Below are 19,525 nucleotides of genomic sequence, written 5' to 3' on the forward strand. Positions count from 1 at the left end.
TATTGCATGGTTATTTGGCGCGAATGTAGCACGACCCGTCAGCCGCTGCGCATCGCGCGAACGTACCGTCCACCGGGCAGCGCACAGAGTTCGCCCGCCAGTTCGAGCCGCAGCAGCGTGCTTTGCAGCAGCGTGTCGTCCATGTCGGTGCGCTCGGCGAGTATTTCAAGCGTGGCGGGCGCGTGGCCAAGCGCGTCGAGCAGGCGGCTGGCTTCCACCGATGCAGGCGTTTCGCGCTCCGGACGTGTCTCGCCTGCGGGAGACGCGTTCGCGGCCATCCGTAGCCGGGGTGCCTTCGCCGGCTCGGCTGCGGGCGGCTGAAGGGCAAATCCGAGCTCTTCGAGCACGTCTTCCGGTGTTTCGACCAGTTTCGCCCCCTGTTTGATCATCCGGTGACAACCGCGCGCGAGCGGCGCGTGGATCGAACCTGGAATCGCGAACACATCGCGCCCCATTTCGTTTGCGAAGCGCGCCGTGATCAGCGAGCCGGACCGCATGGCCGCCTCGACCACCAGCACGCCCCGGACGAGCCCCGCGATCAGCCGGTTGCGCTGCGGGAAATTCGCCGAGCGGGCGGGCGTGCCTAGCGGCCATTCCGACATGATCGCGCCTTGCGCGGCGATCTGGTGCGCAAGCGCGTGATGTGAGGACGGGTAGACGAGATCCGCGCCCGTGCCGATCACTGCAACCGTGTTGCCGCGCCCTTGAAGCGCACCGCGATGGGCCGCGCCGTCCACCCCCGACGCAAGCCCCGACACCACCGCTAGCCCTGCATCCGAGAAAGCGCGGGCGAAGCGCGTCGCGTCCTCGATGCCTTGTGGCGTCGCGCTGCGGCTCCCGACCACGGCAACGCTACGCGCGTGCAGCAGCTCGATCCGCCCCTTTACATATAGCAATGGCGGCGGATCGGGCATGGTCAGCAACAATGGCGGATAGGCGGGATCGTCGAGCGTAACGAGCGCGTTGCCGGTTGACTCGCGCCAAGTGCGAACCGCGTCGAGTTGCGCGGAGAAGTCGGCGGCTGGCGGCGCGAGCACAGCCCTCGCTGTGGCTTCGTCGGTGGCTTCGGCGAGCGCCGCGAAGCTCTGCGACACGACCGCTTCGGGCAAGCCGAAAGCCGCCAGCAGGCGACGCAGCGCAGCCGGGTTCAAACCCGGCGCCATCGAAAGCTGCAACCAGGCGGCAAGTTCCTGGTCTGTCAGGGGAAGCGTCTGCATGGCTCACGTCCTCGCACGGCAACCGGCCTTTCAGTCGCCATGCTAAAATTTTCATCATCCGAAATAACCCGAAACCACTGCTGCGCCGCGCTCGCGCGAGCCTGCGGATACGCGCTTGACGCGTCGAACTGGCGTTGAATCAACACGGTTCGGCCACTATCTATCCTGTGCGTGTCGAGGTCGGCGAACAACCTGGCCGAATGGCTAATCGCGCAACCTGTTCACTGGCGCTGGCGTCCAATCCATTTCAGAACCATGGCTTTACTCAACATCCTCAATTACCCGGACAAGCGTCTGCACAAGATCGCGAAGCCGGTCGACAAGGTCGATGACCGCATCCGCAAGCTCGTCGCCAACATGGCCGAGACGATGTACGCCGCGCCCGGCGTGGGTCTCGCGGCGACGCAGGTGGACGTGCACGAGCGCGTGATCGTGATCGACGTGTCCGATGCGCACGACGAACTGCGCGCGTTCATCAACCCGGAAATCATCTGGTCGAGCGACGAGCGCGAGATCCACGAAGAAGGTTGTCTGTCGGTACCGGGCATCTACGACAACGTCGAGCGCGCCGAGAAGGTGCGCGTACGTGCGCTGAACGAGAAGGGCGAAACCTTCGAACTGGATTGCGAAGGGCTGCTCGCCGTGTGCATTCAGCACGAAATGGATCACCTGATGGGCAAGGTGTTCGTCGAGTATCTGTCGCCGCTCAAGCAGACGCGCATCAAGAGCAAGATGAAAAAGCTCGCGCACGCGATGTGACGCGCTTTCGTACCGCTTTCGCTATCCGTACATGAGTCATTCGTTGCGCGTCATCTTCGCCGGCACGCCGGAATTCGCCGCTGCGGCGCTCGCCGCGATCCACGAGGCTGGTTTCCCCGTGCCGCTCGTCCTGACCCAGCCGGATCGCCCGGCCGGCCGCGGCATGAAGCTGCAGGCGAGCCCCGTCAAGCGCTATGCGCAGGAGCACGGCATCGAGGTCGCGCAGCCGCCTTCGCTGCGCCGTAGCGGCAAGTTCCCTGCGGAGGCCACGGCTGCTATCGAGCAACTGCGCGCTACGCCGCACGACGTGATGGTCGTGGCCGCCTATGGCCTGCTGCTGCCGCAGGAAGTGCTCGACATCGCGCCGCACGGCTGCATCAACATTCACGCTTCGCTGCTGCCGCGCTGGCGCGGCGCCGCGCCGATCCACCGCGCGATCGAAGCTGGCGACGCCGAAACGGGCATCACGCTGATGCAGATGGACGTCGGCCTCGACACGGGCGCGATGATTTCCGAAGTCCGCACGCCAATCCACGACACCGACACCACCGCGACACTGCACGACCGTCTGGCCGAAGCGGGCGCGAAGCTGATCGTCGAAGCGCTGGTCGAACTCGAGCGCAGCGGCAAGCTCGCTGCGACGCCGCAGCCGGCCGACGGCGCCAACTACGCCGAGAAAATCGGCAAACACGAGGCGGCGCTCGACTGGCGGCGTCCCGCGGCGGAACTGGCGCGCCAGGTTCGCGCATTCGATCCGTTCCCCGGCGGCGCGGCGACGCTAGACGGCACGGTGCTGAAAATCTGGTCCGCTATTGCAGGCGACGCTCCGCGCAACGCGGAACCCGGCACGATCGTCGATGTATCGCCCGAAGGCGTCGTTGTGGCGTGCGGTGAAGGCGCGCTGCGTCTTACGCAACTGCAAAAACCCGGTGGCAAGCGCCTGCCGGTGCGTGAATTCCTCGCCGGTTCCACACTCGCCGCCGGCCAGCGCTTCGATCTCGCGCAATCACAATAACGACGCTCGTTTCCCCGCACCATATGCCGTTCGGCCAGGGCGCGCCGCGTTCGCGCGGCGCGTTAGAATCTTTGGTGCAACTGCACGTGAAGAGGATTCCATGTTCGGCATTACCCATTTCGAGTTTTTCGTCGTCGCTGTCTTTCTGCTCAATGTCACGCCTGGGCCCGACACTGCGTATATCGTCGGTCGTAGCGTTGCGCAGGGGCGCGGCGCGGGGCTGATGTCGGCGCTGGGGATTTCGGCGGGGTGCTGCGTGCATTCGCTCGCGTGTGCGTTCGGACTGACGGCGCTGCTGGCGGCATCGGCCACGGCGTTCACCGTCATCAAGTTCGTCGGCGCGGTGTATCTGATGTACCTCGGCGTGCGCCTGATCCTGACCAAACCGGAAGCCGGTGAGGCCAAGGGCGAAACGCGCGCAGCTGGCGCGCCGAAGTCGCTGCGCCAGCTTTTCATGCAGGGCTTCTGGACCAACGTGCTGAATCCGAAAGTCGTGCTGTTCTTCGTGTCGTTTTTCCCGCAATTCGTGTCGACGGACAGCAGCAACAAGACGTTCGCGTTCCTCACGCTAGGCGTCGTGTTCGTCGTGATGAGCATGGCGTGGAACAGCTTTGTCGCGTGGATCGCGGGCAGCGTCACGCGCCGCTTCTCGGGCAAGCCGGGCGTCAGGAAGTGGCTGGACCGCACTGTCGGCAGCGCATTCGTAGGGCTTGGAATCAGGCTCGCCACGGCAACGCGGTGATTGAATTTTTCGCGCTCGTCCCTATCTAACAGTTCGCTTACAATCATTCGCCGCGACGATGCGGCACCAATAAAGAACCGCGTGACGGGCAAGGAGTCTTGGATATGTTCAACTGGGTGAAAACCGCGATGCTGATGGCCGCGATCACGGCACTCTTTATCGTGATCGGCGGCATGATCGGCGGCCAGCGCGGCATGATGCTCGCGTTGCTGATCGCGCTGGGCATGAATTTCTTCTCGTACTGGTTTTCAGACAAGATGGTTCTGCGCATGTACAACGCGCAGGAAGTCGACGAAACGAGTGCGCCGCAGTTCTACCGGATGGTGCGCGACCTCGCGACGCGCGCCAATCTGCCGATGCCACGCGTGTACCTGATCGACGAAGATCAGCCGAACGCGTTTGCGACCGGCCGCAACCCGGAACACGCGGCCGTCGCGGCCACGACGGGCATTCTGCGCGTGTTGTCCGAGCGTGAAATGCGCGGCGTGATGGCGCACGAACTCGCGCACGTGAAGCACCGCGACATCCTGATCTCGACCATTTCGGCGACGATGGCGGGCGCGATTTCGGCGCTGGCGAACTTCGCGATGTTCTTCGGCGGCCGTGACGAGAATGGCCGTCCGTCGAACCCGATTGCGAGCATCGCTGTCGCGCTGCTGGCGCCGATTGCAGGTGCGCTGATCCAGATGGCGATTTCCCGTGCGCGTGAATTCGAAGCGGATCGCGGCGGCGCGCAGATTTCGGGCGATCCTCAGGCGCTCGCGTCGGCGCTCGACAAGATCCATCGGTACGCGAACGGCATCCCGTTCCCGACGGCAGAAGCGCACCCGGCGACCGCGCAGATGATGATCATGAATCCGCTGTCGGCCGGCGGTATCCAGAATCTGTTCTCGACGCACCCGGCCACCGAAGAGCGCATTGCCCGCCTGATGGAAATGGCGCGCACGGGGCGTTTCGAGTAAGCATCGACGGGATTTCGGCCGTAGCAGTACAAGAGGGGCGAGTATGACTCGCCCCTTTTTCATTTCAGCATCGCTCGCGTTCGCGATGATCGCGGTCAGTTCGGGAACGGTACACCGGTCCGAAACCCGCATCACGCTACAATGTGGCGTTTGCGCGACACTTTCCGTGCGCGCCCGTTTCTCGCCTCTTCATGACCCGAAAGCATTCCCAGCGTCCGGCATCGCCGCCGCCATCGCGTGGCACCCGTCTGTCGACGCTGCATCTCGCACCTGAATCGCTCGGTTTCGCGCTGGACGGCGCTGCCCAGGCCGTCGGCGCCGTGCGCCACGGCGCGGCGCTGCCCGCCGCCTTGCACGCGATCTTCGTGTCGCAGCCGGAGGGCGTCGCGTCGGCTTCACGAGGCGCCGTGCAGGACATCGCGTACCGCACGATGCGCCGCCTGGGCACCGCAGAATGGCTGGTTGGAAAACTCGTGCGCAAGGCGCCGACACCGCACGTCGCGCATGTGCTCGCGTGCGCGCTGGCGTTGCTGGTCGATGAAGAGAGCAACGCGGCCTATGCGCCTTTCACGGTAGTCGATCAGGCCGTGAACGCGATTGGCGCGCGGCGCGAATTCGTGTTCGCGAAGGGTCTGGTCAACGCGGTGCTGCGCAACTTCCTGCGCGAACGCGACGCGTTGCTGGCCGAAGCGCAAGCCAACGCTGTCGCGCACTGGAACTATCCGGTCTGGTGGATCGACGCCGTCCGCAAGGCATGGCCCGATGCATGGCAAGACATGCTCGCTGCAGGCAACGGCCAGGGACCGCTCACGCTGCGCGTGAACGCCCGTCGTTCCACGGTCGACGCCTATCTGCAAACGTTGCGTGAGCATCAGATTACCGCGACGCAAGCGGGCGACAACGCCGTGCGGCTCGACACACCGATGCCCGTCGATCGCATTCCCGGCTTTGAAGAGGGCGTGGTCTCCGTGCAGGACGCGGGTGCGCAACTCGCCGCGCAGTTGCTCGGCGTGCGCGACGGCATGCGTGTGCTGGATGCGTGCGCGGCGCCCGGCGGCAAGACGGGCCATCTGCTCGAACTCGCGGACATCGACCTGATCGCGCTCGAAAGCGATGCGACACGTGCGCGGCGTATCGGCGAAAACCTGAAGCGTCTGGGGCTGCAAGCGCATGTGCGAGTGGGCGACGCGGGCGACCCGTCGCAGTGGCACGACGCGACGGATCAACCGTTCGACCGCATCCTCGCCGACGTGCCATGCTCGGCGTCGGGCATCGTGCGCCGTCATCCTGACATTCGCTGGCTGCGTCGCGCGTCGGACATTCCCGCGCTCGTCGAAGAGCAGCGCCGCATTCTCGAAGCGCTGTGGCCACTCGTCAAACCGGGTGGCGAATTGCTGTACGTTACGTGCTCGATCTTTCCGGAAGAAGGCGAGTTGCAGGCTCAGTGGTTTGGAAACCGACACGCGGATGCGGTACGATTGGACGCGCCGGGGCAACTGCTCCCAGCAGTCGCCCGCGCGCCCGCCGACGTATCGGCTGGTTCCCGCGCCGGACAAAGCACTGGTTCGAGCTTAGACCACGACGGATTCTTCTACGCGCGCTTTCAGAAACGGTGATCATCAAACGCTTTCTTCCGCTACGGCTCGTGGCCGCGCTCTGGATTGCGCTGGCCCTTTGCCTCACGGCAGCCGGGCCGGCGCGAGCCGAATCGATCGCCGTGCAGCGCGCGTCCCTGCAATCCGACGGCAGCGGCTGGGCGCTCGATGCGCGTTTCGAGTTCGAGCTGAACAGCAACCTCGAAGACGCCGTCAACAAGGGCATACCGCTTTACTTCACAACGGACTTCGAACTGAGCCGGCCACGCTGGTACTGGTTCGACGAACAGCCGGTGAGCGTATCGCAAAGCATTCGACTTTCGTTCCAGCCGCTCACGCGCGAGTACCGCGTGTCGACGGGCGGCTTGCAACTGGGCTTCGCTTCGCTGAACGAGGCGCTGGCCGTGATCAAGCATGTCACGTCGTGGCACGTGATCGATCGCAATCAGGTTCATCCGGGAGAAACGTACACTGCATCGGTGCGCATGCAGCTCGATATCGCATTGATGCCCAAGCCGTTCCAGATCGACGCGGTCAACAACCGCGACTGGAATCTCGCTTCCGACTGGAAGCGCTTTACCTTCACGGTGACCGAACGTGCTAAATAAAGTGCGCCGCGCCACCAGTGTCGGCAGCCTCGTGCTCAGGCTGCTCGTATCGACGGTGGCCGTGACGGCTGTCCTGCTGCTCGTGCTGCTCGCAGCCGCGAGCGCGAACACCGAATTCTTCGATCGTTACTACGGCTGGCTCTACGCAGCAAACGTGGCCGTCGCGCTGATCTTCATGCTGATCGTCGCGGTGCTGGTCGTGATCATTGTCACGCGATTGCGCAAGGGCAAGTTCGGCACGCGGCTATTGGCGAAGCTCGCGTTCTTCTTCGCGCTGGTCGGCGTGGTGCCGGGCGGCATTATCTACATCGTGTCGTATCAGTTCGTGTCGCGCAGTATCGAGTCGTGGTTCGACGTGAATGTCGAAACGGCACTGACGTCGGGCCTGAATCTCGGACGCGGCATGCTCGATGCGTCGCTCTCGGATCTGCAAACCAAAGGCCGCCTGATGGCCGAGCAGCTCGCGAGCGCCGATTCCGCCGGCACGACGCTCACGCTCTTGCGTCTGCGCGATCAGTTCGGCGTGCAGGACGCGACGATCGTCGAACCGTCGCGCAGTATTTCGGGCGCGTCGCCGGATATGCACGTGGTCGCGCAGGCAACGAGCAATTACGCGTCGCTCGTACCCGGCGATCTGCCGACGCCAATCATGATCGAGGCGGCGCGCGGACGCGGCTTTGCGTCGATCGAAGGAGAAGTGGACGGCGATCCGAAAGCGCGCGGCGCGAAGGGCGCATTGCGTCTGCGCATCGTGCAGCGTATTCCCGACGCCAACGCATCGCAGTTGCAGCCAACCGAGCGTTTCCTGCAACTCACGCAGCCCGTGTCGCAATCGCTCGCGCGTAACGCGGACGCCGTGCAGCGCGCGTATCGCGAGTATCAGGAGAAGGCGATCGGGCGCACGGGCTTGCGCAAGATGTATATCGGCACGCTGACGCTCGCGCTGTTCCTCGCCACTTTTATCGCGATGATGCTTGCGCTCGCGCTTGGCAATCAGCTCGCGCGACCGTTGTTCCTGCTCGCGCAAGGTACGAAGGAAGTGACGGAAGGCGACTACACGCCCAAACGCGAAATCAAGTCGCGCGACGAGCTCGGCTTCCTTACGCAGTCGTTCAATGCGATGACGCGGCAATTGTCGGAAGCGCGACTTGCTGTGGAAGCGAACCGCGTCGCGCTCGAACATTCGAAGGCGTATCTCGAAAGCATTCTGGCCAACCTGACCGCGGGCGTGTTCGTGTTCGACCGGCAATTCCGGTTGACCACCGCCAATCGCGGCGCGGAGCGTATCTTCCGTCAGCCGTTCGCGTCGGTGTTCGGTTCGTCGCTGGATCGTATCGGCGTGTTGAGCGAATTCGGCGTGATGGTGCGCAAGGCGTTCGCGGATCTCGAAGCAGCGAGCGGCGACGATCGAACCGATACAGGCCACTGGCAGCAGCAGATGCAGTTGCAGATTCCTGGCGAAGCCGATCCGCTGACCTTGCTCGTGCGCGGCGCGCGGCTAGTATCGGCGGCGGGCAACGATAGCGACGATGAGCAAACGTCCGGCTACGTCGTCGTATTCGACGATATCTCCGACGTGATCTCCGCGCAGCGTTCCGTCGCATGGGGCGAAGTCGCACGGCGTCTCGCGCATGAGATCAAGAATCCGCTTACGCCGATCCAGCTTTCGGCAGAGCGCTTGCAGATGAAGCTCGCCGACAAGCTTTCGCCATCGGATGCCGACGTATTGAAACGCGGCGCTACTACAATCGTGAATCAGGTCGCGGCGATGAAGCAGATGGTCGATGATTTCCGCGACTACGCGCGCACGCCACCTGCCGTGCTCGCGAATCTGCAACTGAACGAACTCGTCAGCGAAGTGCTGACGCTGTACGGAATTGAAGAGGGCAAGAGCCCGATTGTCGTCGAAATGGCGACCTTGCCCGTTATACGCGGTGACGCGACGCAATTGCGTCAGGTGATCCATAACCTGCTGCAGAATGCGCAGGACGCTGTCGCCGATGTTCAGCAACCGCGTGTGTTGCTCGAAACGAGGACAGTAGAATATGGCGATCCCGACGCAGACGGCAAAGTGAGCGTCGCGGTGCGATTGACCGTGTCGGACAACGGTCCGGGCTTCCCCGCGCGCATCCTGACGCGCGCGTTCGAACCTTACGTGACGACCAAGGCCAAAGGAACAGGTCTTGGCCTCGCCATGGTCAAGAAGATCGTCGATGAACACGGCGCACGAATCGACATTCGTAACCGCCTGAGAGCGGGCGATGTGATCGAGGGCGCGCAAATTTCGATCCTCTTCCTTCAACTCGCAGACAACAAGGCTGCGGCGCCCGGAAGCGGGCCGCAGGCGACGCATGGCAGCAGTAGTGCGTCGCAGGGAAAGACAAAAGCAACAGTGCAGACAAGGGCAGCTTAAATGGCAACCATCCTGGTGGTAGATGATGAAATGGGCATCCGGGAATTGCTCTCGGAGATCCTGAGCGACGAGGGGCATGTCGTGGAGGTCGCGGAGAACGCGCAGGAGGCGCGCGACTACCGGCAACGCCTGGCACCCGATCTGGTGCTGCTCGACATCTGGATGCCCGATACCGACGGCGTCACCTTGCTCAAGGAATGGGCCGCGCAGGCGCTACTCACGATGCCCGTCATCATGATGTCGGGCCACGCGACCATCGACACGGCGGTCGAAGCGACGAAGATCGGTGCGCTCAACTTCCTCGAAAAGCCGATCGCGCTGCAAAAGCTGCTGAAGGCGGTCGAGCAGGGTCTCGCGCGTGGCAGCGCGGCGCCGACGGCCGGCGGCATGGCAGCGAAGCCGGCGATGTCGGCGAATGCGTCGGCCGTTGCATCGGCCGCGGCGTTGCCGATGATGTCGGCGGACAGTCTTGGCGGCGGCATGTTGTCCGCGCAGACTGCGTCGATCTCATTCGACATTCCGCTGCGCGATGCCCGCGACGCCTTCGAGCGCGCGTACTTCGAGTATCACCTCGCGCGCGAGAACGGCAGCATGACGCGCGTCGCGGAAAAGACCGGGCTGGAGCGGACTCACCTGTATCGCAAGCTCAAGCAGCTGGGCGTCGATCTCGGCAAGAACAAGGGCGAATAAAGTCCGCTGAAGTTTTTTTCGCGAAAGGCTTGAGAAACGCAAAAGTGCTTGCTATACTCTCGCTTCTTCGTTGGCCCGGTAGCTCAGTTGGTAGAGCAGCGGATTGAAAATCCGCGTGTCGGTGGTTCGATTCCGCCCCAGGCCACCAGGATTCAGCCCCAGGAAATCGCAAGATTCCTGGGGCTTTTCCTATTTGCGGACGCGATACTGATGCGGTGCGAAATCCGGCTGGCGTAGCGGCTGCGAGCGGGTCCGGGCAGCGCATGATAAAATCCCGCCGTATCAAGGACTTGCCACGTGTTCTTCGCAAGTCCTTTTTCGTTTCAGGTCCGAGGCATTGCGTAGCGTGAAACGCTCTGACGGGCGATCAGCGGTATAAGCCGAAGCAGATTGGCGCGTGAAACCCGCCGCCTATACTGCTTGAGCCGGTGTTAGTCCCGGCCCGCGCCGAACGGGCGCGCAGCAAACCGCGAGTAGCCGCTCGCGCGGCCGCTGCATACGCAATCAACCTTCACGGAGTTTCACGGTGACCCGCAAAGACGCCAAGAGTAGCGCGCTGGTGCTGTTTTCCGGTGGCCAGGATTCGGCCACCTGTCTCGCCTGGGCGCTGGATCGATATGAAACGGTCGAAACGCTGGGCTTCGATTATGGCCAGCGGCATCGCGTCGAACTCGAGTGCCGCGATGGCTTTCGCAGCGCGGTAGCGCGCACGTTCCCCGAGTGGGGCGAACGGCTCGGCGACGATCACATGATCGATCTGTCCGTGCTCGGCTCGATCAGCGACACCGCGATGACGCGCGAGATCGAAATTCACGCTGCGTCGAATGGCCTGCCGAATACGTTCGTACCCGGCCGCAATCTGATGTTCATGACGATCGCCGCGGCGATTGCTTATCGGCGTGGATTGCGTGTGCTGGTCGGCGGCATGTGCGAGACGGATTTCTCCGGTTACCCGGATTGCCGCGACGACACGATGAAAGCGCTGCAAGTCGCGCTGAATCTCGGCATGGATAGCCGCTTCGTGCTGGAAACGCCGCTGATGTGGATCGACAAGGCCGACACATGGCGCCTCGCGCATGAGCTGGGCGGTGAGGAGCTGGTCGAACTGGTTCGCGTCGAGACGCACACGTGCTATCTCGGCGAGCGCGCAGAACTGCACGCGTGGGGCTTCGGTTGTGGCGAGTGCCCTGCGTGCCGGTTGCGCAAGCGCGGTTACGAGGCGTATCTGAAGGGCGAACAGGTCACGGAACCGGCCTGAGCGACATACCAAAGCATCGACCATATCAACAGAGCTTCACGGAGCATCGGGCAGAAAGCAGCATGACGTACGCGGTCAAGGAAATCTTCTACACGTTGCAGGGCGAGGGCGCGAACGCCGGGCGTCCGGCCGTGTTCTGCCGGTTCGCCGGATGCAACCTGTGGTCGGGCCGCGAAGAAGATCGCGCGGAAGCGGTGTGCAAGTTTTGCGATACCGATTTCGTCGGCACCGATGGCGAGAACGGCGGCAAATTCCGTACGCCCGAAGAACTCGCGGCGAAGATCGCTTCGCTGTGGCCGGAAGGCGAACAGCAACGCTTTGTCGTGTGTACTGGCGGTGAGCCGATGCTGCAGATCGATCAGCCGCTCGTCGATGCATTGCACGCGCAAGGCTTCGAAATCGCCATCGAAACGAACGGTTCGCTGCCCGTGCTTGATACGATCGACTGGATCTGCGTGAGCCCGAAGGCCGATGCGCCGCTCGTGCAGACCAAAGGCAACGAACTGAAAGTGGTCGTGCCGCAGGACAACCAGCGCCTTGCCGACTACGCGAAGCTCGACTTCGACTATTTCCTCGTCCAGCCGATGGACGGCCCGTCGCGCGATATCAATACGAAGCTCGCGATCGACTGGTGCAAGCGGCATCCGCAATGGCGGCTGTCGATGCAGACTCACAAGTACCTGAACATTCCCTGATTTGCCGTGCTGACGATTACACGAAAACTCGAATTCGACGCGGGTCACCGCATTCCCGATCACCGCAGCCAGTGCCGTAATCTGCACGGCCATCGCTATGTGCTCGAAATCACGCTGCAAGGCGATCTCGTCGAAACGGAAGGCGCGCCCGATCGCGGCATGGTGATGGATTTCGCCGACGTGAAAGCGCTCGCGAACGAACATCTCGTCGACAAATGGGATCACGCGTTTCTCGTCTACGAAGGCGATACGCAGGTGCGCGGTTTCCTCGACTCGATGGCCGGTCACAAGACGATCGTGCTCGATCGTATTCCGACGGTTGAGAATCTTGCCGCCGTCGCGTTCGACATTCTCGCGAACGTGTACGACGCGCACTACGGCATCAATTTGCGGCTGCACAAAGTGCGTCTGTACGAGACGCCGAATTGCTGGGCTGACGTCGTCCGCGACTAAACGGGTTATTGTCACGGTATGATCGTTTCGATAACCACACGGAGCGAGACATGCCGGTCACCGCGCTACGCTGCGGGCTCGACGCCCGCCATCAACATCATGTTGTACACGTCGGCCTTTCGGGCCGCGTCGTCTATTGCTCCAGCCTGTACATGGCTGCGCGTCACATCCACGGAGATGCGCAATGAGCACGTTCACGAATCCACTCAAGCTGCGTCTCAAGGACCCGGATCCGTTGTTCGGACTGTGGCTGTCGCTCGGCAGCGATAGCGCGGCCGAAGCCCTCGCGCACGCCGGTTTCGACTGGCTGCTGATCGACATGGAGCACGCGCCCAACGACAGCGTCGACGTCGCCGGTCAATTGCGCGCAATTGCTGCGGCGCATCTGCCGACCGAACCCGTCGTGCGTCTGCCTGCCGTCGAGCCATGGCTCATCAAGCGCGTGCTCGACGCGGGCGCGCGCACGCTGATGTTCCCGAACATCGAGACGGCGGAAGAAGCGGCCTATGCCGTTCGCCTGACGCAATACGCCACGGCTGATGCACCCGACGGCCTGCGCGGCGTAGCGGGCGCCGTGCGCGCGGCGGCTTACGGCATGCGGCGCGACTATCTGCAGAACGCGAACGCGCAGATCGCGAACATCGTGCAGATCGAATCGCAACGCGCGCTGTCGCAACTGGAAGAGATTGCGGCGACGCCGGGCGTCGATTGCCTGTTCGTCGGACCGGCGGATCTCGCGGCAAGCCTCGGCCATCTCGGCGATTCGAAGCACCCTGAAGTGCAGGACGCGATGAAGCACATTCTGGACGTCGCGCATCGCGCGCGCGTCGCGACGGGCATCTTTGCGATGGACGTGGCGAGCGCAAGGCAATACCGGTCGGAGGGCTTTCGCTTCATCGCGCTGGCCGCCGATGTGATGTGGCTGTTGCGCACCACGCGACAGGCACTGCAGGAGGTTCGGTCATGAAGCTGTTGTCGTTACGCGCGATGCGCATTGCAACCCGCGCTGTCGTGCTGACTGCATTGGCGGCGGGTGCGTCGGTGAATGCGCAGAGCAAGACGCCGCCCGCGTCGGATATGGAAACGCAGACGGCCGTCGCCGATTACAACGCGGGCAATTTCACGTCCGCGCTTGCCGAGTTTCGCAAGGCTGCGCAGCGCGGCAGCCGTCTTGCCGAGTTCAATCTGGCGATGATGCTGTTGAACGGTGAAGGCGGTCCTGCGAATGTCGAAGAGGGCAAGAAGTGGCTGCGCAAAGCCGCCGACGCAAACATGTCGCACGCGCAATACGTGTACGGCAAGATGTACGACGATGGTGAGTTCGTCGGGCGCGATCCGGCGGAGGCGCATCAATGGTTTCTGAAGGCCGCGCAGCAAGGGCATATTCAGGCTGAGCTTGCGCTGGCAAACCAGTTTCTCGATGGACGCGGCACTGCACGTGATAATCAGCAGGCGTTCTTCTGGTACAAAAAGGCAGCCGAAGGCGGCGACATGACCGCGCAGTATGTGACAGGCTCGTTCTACGAGCGCGGCGGAGACGGCGTGGCGCAGAATCTGAACGTCGCGCGCGCCTATTACGCGGCGGCGGCGGCGCAGGGTGATCCGGCGGCGCGGCTCAAGTATCAGCAACTCAGCACGCAGTTACGCGAATCGCACGAAGCGAAGCCACAATGAAAAACGGCGCCTGAATTCAGGCGCCGTTTTTTTGTATTGAGCAATCGAATCAGCTTTGCATCAGCCGCTTCTGTCGCGCGACGCTCATGATGAGGCCGATCGCGAAACCGAGCGTCGTCAGCGCAGTGCCGCCGTAGCTCATGAACGGCAATGGCACGCCCACCACGGGAAGAATCCCGCTCACCATGCCGATGTTCACGAACGCGTAGGTGAAGAACGCCATCGTCAGTGAGCCGGCCAGTAATCGGCCGAATAGCGTCGCGCCATTCGCCGCGATGTACAGGCCGCGCGCAATCAGCGCCATATAGAGCGTGAGCAGCACGATACCGCCCGCAAGGCCGAACTCCTCCGAGAACACCGCGAAGATGAAGTCGGTGTGCTTTTCGGGAATGAATTCGAGGTGCGCCTGCGTGCCCTTCAGCCAGCCCTTGCCAAGCGGGCCGCCCGAACCGATCGCAATCACCGCCTGAATCGTGTGGAAGCCTTTGCCGAGCGGATCGGACGTCGGATCGAGCAGCGTGCAGATGCGGTGCTTCTGGTAATCGTGCATCAGCGGCCATTGCACTTCGGGCTGACAGATCTTGTCCTGGAACGTCGCGATTGCGCCGACGGCAATCACACCTGCAACGAGCACAGGAACGATCAGCTTGAAGCTCAGGCCCGCGAAATAGATGACGAAGAAACCCGACGCGAACACGAGCACGGCAGTGCCCAGGTCCGGCTGTTTCGCGATCAGCCCGACGGGCACGGCGAGAATCACCAGCCCGACGATGTAGTCCCACCAGCGGATATTGCCTTCGCGCCGCTGGTAGTACCACGCGAGCATCAGTGGCGTCGCGATCTTAAGAATTTCCGATGGCTGGATCACCACGCCGACGTTGATCCAGCGCTTCGCGCCCTTGCGCGTGAGACCGAATAGCGCAACGGCGACAAGTAACGCGACCCCGAATGTATAGAGCGGGACTGCGAAGCGCATCAGTGTGGTAGGCGGGATATTGGCCAGCACCCACATCAGCGCGAACGTCAGGATGATGTTGCGCAACTGGTCTTCGACGCGGCCCGGCACGTCGAGACTCGCGCTATACAGCGTGACGATGCCAACGCACAGCAGCAGAAACACAATCAATGCGAGCGGGCGGTCGAAGCCCGCGAACATCTTCTTGAAGCGTTCGAGCCAGGCGCGCTTGTCGATTTGCATGCCTTTCTCCTTACTCGTCGATGCCGCCGGAAACGGGGCCACGCGGCGCAGCCTGCGAGTCCTCGTTGCGCGACGGCGCGGCGGCGACCGGCCGCGATTCGCTGGCCGGACGGGGTTTGCGTGGGGTTTTGCGGGCGTCGGACGCTTTGACGGGCGCCGTCGCCGTAGTCGCGCCTGCATCCGATGCAGCAGCCGACGTTGCGGCCGTTGCCGACGCGCCGCGCGGCGCTTTGGCTGACTTCGACGCCGAAGCGACTCGCGGCGCAGCCGCTGATGCAGCGACAGGCGCCGAAGCCGTAGCGGCTCCCGACGCTGCAACCGCACCCGATACATCCGATGCCGCCGCCGCATGCGGCGGCGTTGCGCCGGCGGGCAGCGGCAGCGCGGTGAAGCCTGCCGCGACCGCCACCGGTTGAATATCACCGTTGGGCGCCGTGGGCGCGCTGCCGATGACAGGCGCCGACGTTTCCTCCGTCGCCGAAGCCGCCGCCGTGACAGCAGCAGCTTCGACGCCCGGCTTCGCGCGATCGACGAGGTAATAGTCGAGCACGCGCCGCGCGATCGGGCCCGCCGCTTGCGCACCCCAGCCGCCGTTTTCGACGATCAGCGCGATGGCGATTTTCGGGTTGTCGGCGGGAGCGAACGCGATGAAGAGCGCGTGGTCGCGCAGATGTTCGGCAAGCGCGTGGCCGTGATACTTCGCGCCTTGCAGCGAGAACACCTGCGCCGTCCCCGTCTTGCCTGCCGACAGATACGCGGCATTGCGGAACACCTGATACGCGGTGCCCGACGGATTCATCGTCACGTTTTCCATGCCGCGCTTGACGACGTCGATATCGGATTGCTTTACGTCGATACGACCATCGTCTTTCGGCACGGTGGCGCGCAGTGCACGGGTAATCGGGTTCTCGATTTCCTTCACGAGGTGGGGCTTCATGACGGTGCCATTGTTCGCGAGCGTCGCCGTCGCGTGCGCGAGCTGGAGAATGGTGTACGAGTTATAGCCCTGACCGATACCGAGACTGATCGTCTCGCCTTCGTACCACTTCTGCTGTTCGGGCTTGCGATATGCGTGGCGCTTCCAGTCCGTCGACGGCAGGATGCCGCGCGCTTCACCCGCGATATCGATGCCGGTGATCTGTCCAAAGCCCCACGGTTTCATAAAGCCGGCGATCGCGTTCACGCCGAGATCGTGCGCGAGCATGTAGAAGTAGGTGTCGTTCGACACCATGATCGCGCGGTTCATGTCGACCCAGCCCTGACCCTGCGGCACGTCGTTGCGGAACGTGTGGCCGCCGAACGTGTACGAGCCCGGATCCTGGAAGCCCCATTGCGGCGTGCGCTTGTGCAGCGTCAGCGCGGCGAGCGCCATGAACGGCTTGTACGTCGAGCCCGGCGGATACGTGCCGTGCAACGGACGGTTCAGCAGCGGGTGATCGGGCGAGTTGTTCAGTTCGTCCCAGGTCTGCTGGTCGATGCCGTCGACGAACGAGTTCGGATCGAAGCTGGGCGCGGACACGAACGCGAGCACGTCACCCGTTGACGGCTCGATCGCGACGAGCGCGCCGCGGCGGCCCGCGAACGCCTGCTCGGCGACCTGCTGCAAACCGATATCCAGCGACAGCACGAGGTTGTTGCCCGGCGTGGCCTGCGTGCGCGACAGCGTGCGCACGGGGCGGCCGCCCGCCGTCACTTCGACTTCCTCGAAGCCCGTCAGACCGTGCAGTTCCGTCTCATAGCTCTGCTCGACACCGATCTTGCCAATGTAGTCGGTGCCCTTGTAGTTGTTCGCGTCCAGACGCGCATCGTAGTGCTCGGGATCGCTGTCGTTCTGGTCGCTGGCGTCGTCGATCTTGTCCTGGTCGCGCTGCGAAATGCGCCCGATATAGCCGATCACGTGCGCTGCGGTCGGCCCGAGCGGATATTGACGGAACAGCCGCGCGCGCACCTCGACGCCCGGAAAGCGGAAACGCTGCGCGGTGAAGCGCGCGACTTCGTCGTCGGTGAGACGCGTGCGGATCGGCAGGCTCTCGAAGTTCTTCGAGTCTTCCTGCAGCTTGCGGAAACGGCGGCGATCGCGCGCGTCGATACTGATGACGGTCGCGAGATTATCGATGACGTTGTCGAGTGTGTCGTTCAGCTTCGACGGCGTGATTTCGAGCGTATAGGCCGAGTAGTTCTTGGCGAGCACGACGCCGTTGCGGTCGGTGATGATGCCGCGGTTCGGCACGATCGGTGCGACCGAGATGCGGTTTTCATCGGCTTGCAGCGAGTATTTGCTGTAGTGCCAGACCTGCAGGAACAGGAAACGGAACGCGATCAGCCCGAAGCAGACGAACACGAACAGCCCCGCCGCCGCGACGCGCAGGCGGAATTTCGTGAGCTGTTGCTGGGTGTCCTTGAATTCGGTCATGCGGTTGGGCAGGGACTGCCGGTTATGCGGTTTGATTCAATTCGGCGACGACGCGCCGATGCGCTGCCACGTTTGGCGCTGCGTCGTCATGTTGCGCAGTGCTGTGCGCCGTCGAGCGCTCGTGAAGGCGGGGAAAGCTTGGCGCGTTCATGAGCGGACAGGCGGCGCGGGCGGTCAGATAGGCCGCGTATCGTCCGGATCGGCCGGACGGCGTTGCGGCATCAACAACAGGATGCTCGCGATGGGCCAGAGCGCCGCTTCGACGAACCCATCGATCAGATAACCCCAGCCCGGAAACGCAGCGCCCGTCAGCAGCCGGATCACGAACGGCACGAGCTGCGCGACGACGAGCAGCGGCATCACGGCAAAAAGCTGCACGCCGATCGACATCCACAGCACGCGGCGATGGATCGTGATCGCGCCGTACGACAGCAGCGTGTAGGCGAGCGCGTGTTCGCCGAGCAGACTGGCGTTATGCACGTCCATCAACAGGCCGAGCATGAACGCGATGCCCATGCCGACCTTGCGCGGCTGATGCACGTTCCAGAACAGCAGCACGAGCGCGACGAAGTCGGGCACGGCGATCAGACGGCCCCACGGCATCATGTTCAGCAGGAATGCGGCGGCCAGACTGAACGCGATGAAATAAGGATTGACGGGCTGCAGGATGTACTGCGGGCGATTCATTGCTTGGCCCCTTCAGTGGTCCCACGAGCGGCTTGCGGCTTTTTCTCGGCGGCCGGCTTCTTCTCTGCCGATGCCTTGCCGGCTGGTTTTGCCGACGACGCCGGCTTTGCGGGCGCAGCCGCAGCCGCGGGCGCCGAAGCCGCACCGGTCTTGGCGGGCTCCGCAGGCTTCGCGTCCTTATCGTTCGCTTTGCCCTTATCCGGCGTCTTCGCGTTCTTCTTTTTCGCTTCTTTGGCGACCGTGGCGGGATCGGGTTCGTCGGCGGGACGCGGCGGCACGTTGTTCAAATAGTGTAGGACAAGCAGGTCGCGCGCGCCGCGCACCGGTGCGATCGGCTGGCAGATCACCCGCGCGAACGCCGTGTCCGCCTGTTTGTCGACGCGCACCACCTTCGCGACCGGCAGCCCCGGCGGATACACGCCGTCCAGGCCGCTCGTCACGAGTTCGTCGCCGGCCACCACGTCGGCGCTGATCGGCACGAAACGCAGATCCAGCGCGTCGCCCTTCGGCGTGCCGTAGATCACGCTACGCAAACCCGTGCGGACGATCTGCACGGGCACGGCCTGATCCTTGTCGGTGAGCAGCGTCACTTCCGACTGCATCGGGAACACGCGCGTCACCTGGCCGATCACGCCGTCTTCGTTGACGACGGGCGAGCCATCCTTGATGCCTTGCTGCGAGCCACGCCCGATCACGACTTTTTGCGTGAACGGATCGCGCGTGTCGTACTGGATCTCGGCGGGGATCGATTGCGTGGTCATCCGTTGCGACAACTGCAGCAGATTGCGCAGATGCCTGTTTTCAGCGTCCAGTTGCGCGGCCTCGTTGGCCTGTTGCGACAGCTGCAGATTGCGCGCGTGCAACTTGTCGTTCTCGCCGCGCAGCGTCGCGCCGGTCACGGCCAGATCGGCGGCGCCCATGAAGATATCGCGCGGCACGAGCGCAGCGCGTTGCAACGGATAGAGCCCCGCGCCGAGCACGCCGCGAACGATTTCGAGCGTGCGGAAACGCGCGTCGGAAATGAGCAGGGCGAGCGCAACCAGCACGAAGAAAATCAGTCGTGCGAGTGCCGATGGGCCTTGCTTGAACAGGGGCGGCGGACTGTATTCCATGGTCGCCGGGAGCGTGAGCGAGTGGGTGAAACGG

The 19,525-nt window shown here is 63.4% G+C and carries 18 protein-coding genes and 1 tRNA gene; 14 read left to right on the forward strand and 5 right to left on the reverse strand.

Going from position 1 to position 19,525, the window contains the following annotated elements:
• Window positions 1–38 precede the first annotated feature (38 nt).
• Window positions 39–1,217, reverse strand: a complete 1,179-nt coding sequence (gene dprA / locus G3O01_RS03735) for a DNA-processing protein DprA (RefSeq protein ID WP_205803183.1) — start codon at window positions 1,215–1,217, stop codon at window positions 39–41.
• Window positions 1,218–1,472: 255 nt separating this feature from the next.
• On the opposite strand from dprA, the gene def reads away from it, so the two are divergent.
• The 14 genes from def to G3O01_RS03805 all read left to right on the forward strand — a co-directional run bounded on the left by def (window position 1,473) and on the right by G3O01_RS03805 (window position 14,081).
• Complete coding sequence (def, locus tag G3O01_RS03740) at window positions 1,473–1,976, forward strand: peptide deformylase (protein WP_205803184.1); 504 nt, start codon at window positions 1,473–1,475, stop codon at window positions 1,974–1,976.
• A gap of 31 nt (window positions 1,977–2,007) precedes the next feature.
• Window positions 2,008–2,991: a methionyl-tRNA formyltransferase gene (gene fmt / locus G3O01_RS03745; protein WP_205803185.1), complete on the forward strand. Its 984-nt coding sequence runs from the start codon at window positions 2,008–2,010 to the stop codon at window positions 2,989–2,991.
• A gap of 100 nt (window positions 2,992–3,091) precedes the next feature.
• Window positions 3,092–3,733, forward strand: a complete 642-nt coding sequence (locus G3O01_RS03750) for a LysE family translocator (protein ID WP_205803186.1) — start codon at window positions 3,092–3,094, stop codon at window positions 3,731–3,733.
• Between the two features lie 104 nt (window positions 3,734–3,837).
• Window positions 3,838–4,695, forward strand: a complete 858-nt coding sequence (gene htpX / locus G3O01_RS03755) for a zinc metalloprotease HtpX (protein WP_205803187.1) — start codon at window positions 3,838–3,840, stop codon at window positions 4,693–4,695.
• A gap of 191 nt (window positions 4,696–4,886) precedes the next feature.
• Complete coding sequence (rsmB, locus tag G3O01_RS03760) at window positions 4,887–6,311, forward strand: 16S rRNA (cytosine(967)-C(5))-methyltransferase RsmB (protein WP_205803188.1); 1,425 nt, start codon at window positions 4,887–4,889, stop codon at window positions 6,309–6,311.
• Window positions 6,308–6,898, forward strand: coding sequence for a DUF4390 domain-containing protein (locus G3O01_RS03765; protein ID WP_205803189.1), 591 nt, complete (start codon window positions 6,308–6,310; stop codon window positions 6,896–6,898). Before rsmB ends, G3O01_RS03765 begins: the two co-directional genes overlap by 4 nt.
• The gene (locus tag G3O01_RS03770) at window positions 6,888–9,311 is read left to right on the forward strand and encodes a PAS domain-containing sensor histidine kinase (RefSeq protein ID WP_205803190.1); all 2,424 of its coding nucleotides are present in this window, start codon (window positions 6,888–6,890) and stop codon (window positions 9,309–9,311) included. The genes G3O01_RS03765 and G3O01_RS03770 overlap by 11 nt, the downstream gene beginning before the upstream one ends.
• Window positions 9,312–10,001: a response regulator transcription factor EsaR gene (gene esaR, locus G3O01_RS03775; RefSeq protein WP_205803191.1), complete on the forward strand. Its 690-nt coding sequence runs from the start codon at window positions 9,312–9,314 to the stop codon at window positions 9,999–10,001.
• Between the two features lie 72 nt (window positions 10,002–10,073).
• Window positions 10,074–10,149: transfer RNA gene (locus G3O01_RS03780), tRNA-Phe, on the forward strand.
• 378 nt (window positions 10,150–10,527) lie between these two features.
• Window positions 10,528–11,259, forward strand: a complete 732-nt coding sequence (gene queC / locus G3O01_RS03785) for a 7-cyano-7-deazaguanine synthase QueC (RefSeq protein ID WP_205803192.1) — start codon at window positions 10,528–10,530, stop codon at window positions 11,257–11,259.
• A 62-nt stretch (window positions 11,260–11,321) separates the two neighbouring features.
• Window positions 11,322–11,954: a 7-carboxy-7-deazaguanine synthase gene (queE, locus tag G3O01_RS03790; RefSeq protein ID WP_205803193.1), complete on the forward strand. Its 633-nt coding sequence runs from the start codon at window positions 11,322–11,324 to the stop codon at window positions 11,952–11,954.
• 9 nt (window positions 11,955–11,963) lie between these two features.
• Entirely contained in the window at window positions 11,964–12,407 is a 444-nt protein-coding gene (gene queD, locus G3O01_RS03795; protein WP_205803689.1) for a 6-carboxytetrahydropterin synthase QueD, read from the forward strand.
• 184 nt (window positions 12,408–12,591) lie between these two features.
• Window positions 12,592–13,374, forward strand: coding sequence for an aldolase/citrate lyase family protein (locus G3O01_RS03800; RefSeq protein WP_205803194.1), 783 nt, complete (start codon window positions 12,592–12,594; stop codon window positions 13,372–13,374).
• Window positions 13,371–14,081, forward strand: coding sequence for a tetratricopeptide repeat protein (locus G3O01_RS03805; RefSeq protein ID WP_205803195.1), 711 nt, complete (start codon window positions 13,371–13,373; stop codon window positions 14,079–14,081). Before G3O01_RS03800 ends, G3O01_RS03805 begins: the two co-directional genes overlap by 4 nt.
• 49 nt (window positions 14,082–14,130) lie before the next feature.
• On the opposite strand, the gene rodA is transcribed toward G3O01_RS03805, so the two are convergent.
• The 4 genes from rodA to mreC all read right to left on the reverse strand — a co-directional run bounded on the left by rodA (window position 14,131) and on the right by mreC (window position 19,491).
• Complete coding sequence (rodA, locus tag G3O01_RS03810; RefSeq protein ID WP_205803196.1) at window positions 14,131–15,279, reverse strand: rod shape-determining protein RodA; 1,149 nt, start codon at window positions 15,277–15,279, stop codon at window positions 14,131–14,133.
• A gap of 10 nt (window positions 15,280–15,289) precedes the next feature.
• Window positions 15,290–17,692, reverse strand: a complete 2,403-nt coding sequence (gene mrdA / locus G3O01_RS03815; RefSeq protein ID WP_205803197.1) for a penicillin-binding protein 2 — start codon at window positions 17,690–17,692, stop codon at window positions 15,290–15,292.
• Between the two features lie 174 nt (window positions 17,693–17,866).
• The gene (gene mreD, locus G3O01_RS03820; RefSeq protein WP_205803198.1) at window positions 17,867–18,379 is read right to left on the reverse strand and encodes a rod shape-determining protein MreD; all 513 of its coding nucleotides are present in this window, start codon (window positions 18,377–18,379) and stop codon (window positions 17,867–17,869) included.
• Entirely contained in the window at window positions 18,376–19,491 is a 1,116-nt protein-coding gene (gene mreC, locus G3O01_RS03825) for a rod shape-determining protein MreC (protein WP_205803199.1), read from the reverse strand. Before mreC ends, mreD begins: the two co-directional genes overlap by 4 nt.
• Window positions 19,492–19,525 lie beyond the last annotated feature (34 nt).

This window comes from Burkholderia sp. Ac-20365, from assembly GCF_017104715.1.
In the GTDB taxonomy this organism is placed as follows: Bacteria; Pseudomonadota; Gammaproteobacteria; order Burkholderiales; family Burkholderiaceae; genus Paraburkholderia.

Coding starts and splice junctions, on each gene's coding strand:
- dprA (WP_205803183.1), bottom strand. CDS start 1,217: ATGCAGACGCTTCCCCTGACAGACCAGGAACTTGCCGCCTGGTTGCAG.
- def (WP_205803184.1), top strand. CDS start 1,473: ATGGCTTTACTCAACATCCTCAATTACCCGGACAAGCGTCTGCACAAG.
- fmt (WP_205803185.1), top strand. CDS start 2,008: ATGAGTCATTCGTTGCGCGTCATCTTCGCCGGCACGCCGGAATTCGCC.
- G3O01_RS03750 (WP_205803186.1), top strand. CDS start 3,092: ATGTTCGGCATTACCCATTTCGAGTTTTTCGTCGTCGCTGTCTTTCTG.
- htpX (WP_205803187.1), top strand. CDS start 3,838: ATGTTCAACTGGGTGAAAACCGCGATGCTGATGGCCGCGATCACGGCA.
- rsmB (WP_205803188.1), top strand. CDS start 4,887: ATGACCCGAAAGCATTCCCAGCGTCCGGCATCGCCGCCGCCATCGCGT.
- esaR (WP_205803191.1), top strand. CDS start 9,312: ATGGCAACCATCCTGGTGGTAGATGATGAAATGGGCATCCGGGAATTG.
- queE (WP_205803193.1), top strand. CDS start 11,322: ATGACGTACGCGGTCAAGGAAATCTTCTACACGTTGCAGGGCGAGGGC.
- G3O01_RS03800 (WP_205803194.1), top strand. CDS start 12,592: ATGAGCACGTTCACGAATCCACTCAAGCTGCGTCTCAAGGACCCGGAT.
- G3O01_RS03805 (WP_205803195.1), top strand. CDS start 13,371: ATGAAGCTGTTGTCGTTACGCGCGATGCGCATTGCAACCCGCGCTGTC.
- rodA (WP_205803196.1), bottom strand. CDS start 15,279: ATGCAAATCGACAAGCGCGCCTGGCTCGAACGCTTCAAGAAGATGTTC.
- mrdA (WP_205803197.1), bottom strand. CDS start 17,692: ATGACCGAATTCAAGGACACCCAGCAACAGCTCACGAAATTCCGCCTG.
- mreD (WP_205803198.1), bottom strand. CDS start 18,379: ATGAATCGCCCGCAGTACATCCTGCAGCCCGTCAATCCTTATTTCATC.
- mreC (WP_205803199.1), bottom strand. CDS start 19,491: ATGGAATACAGTCCGCCGCCCCTGTTCAAGCAAGGCCCATCGGCACTC.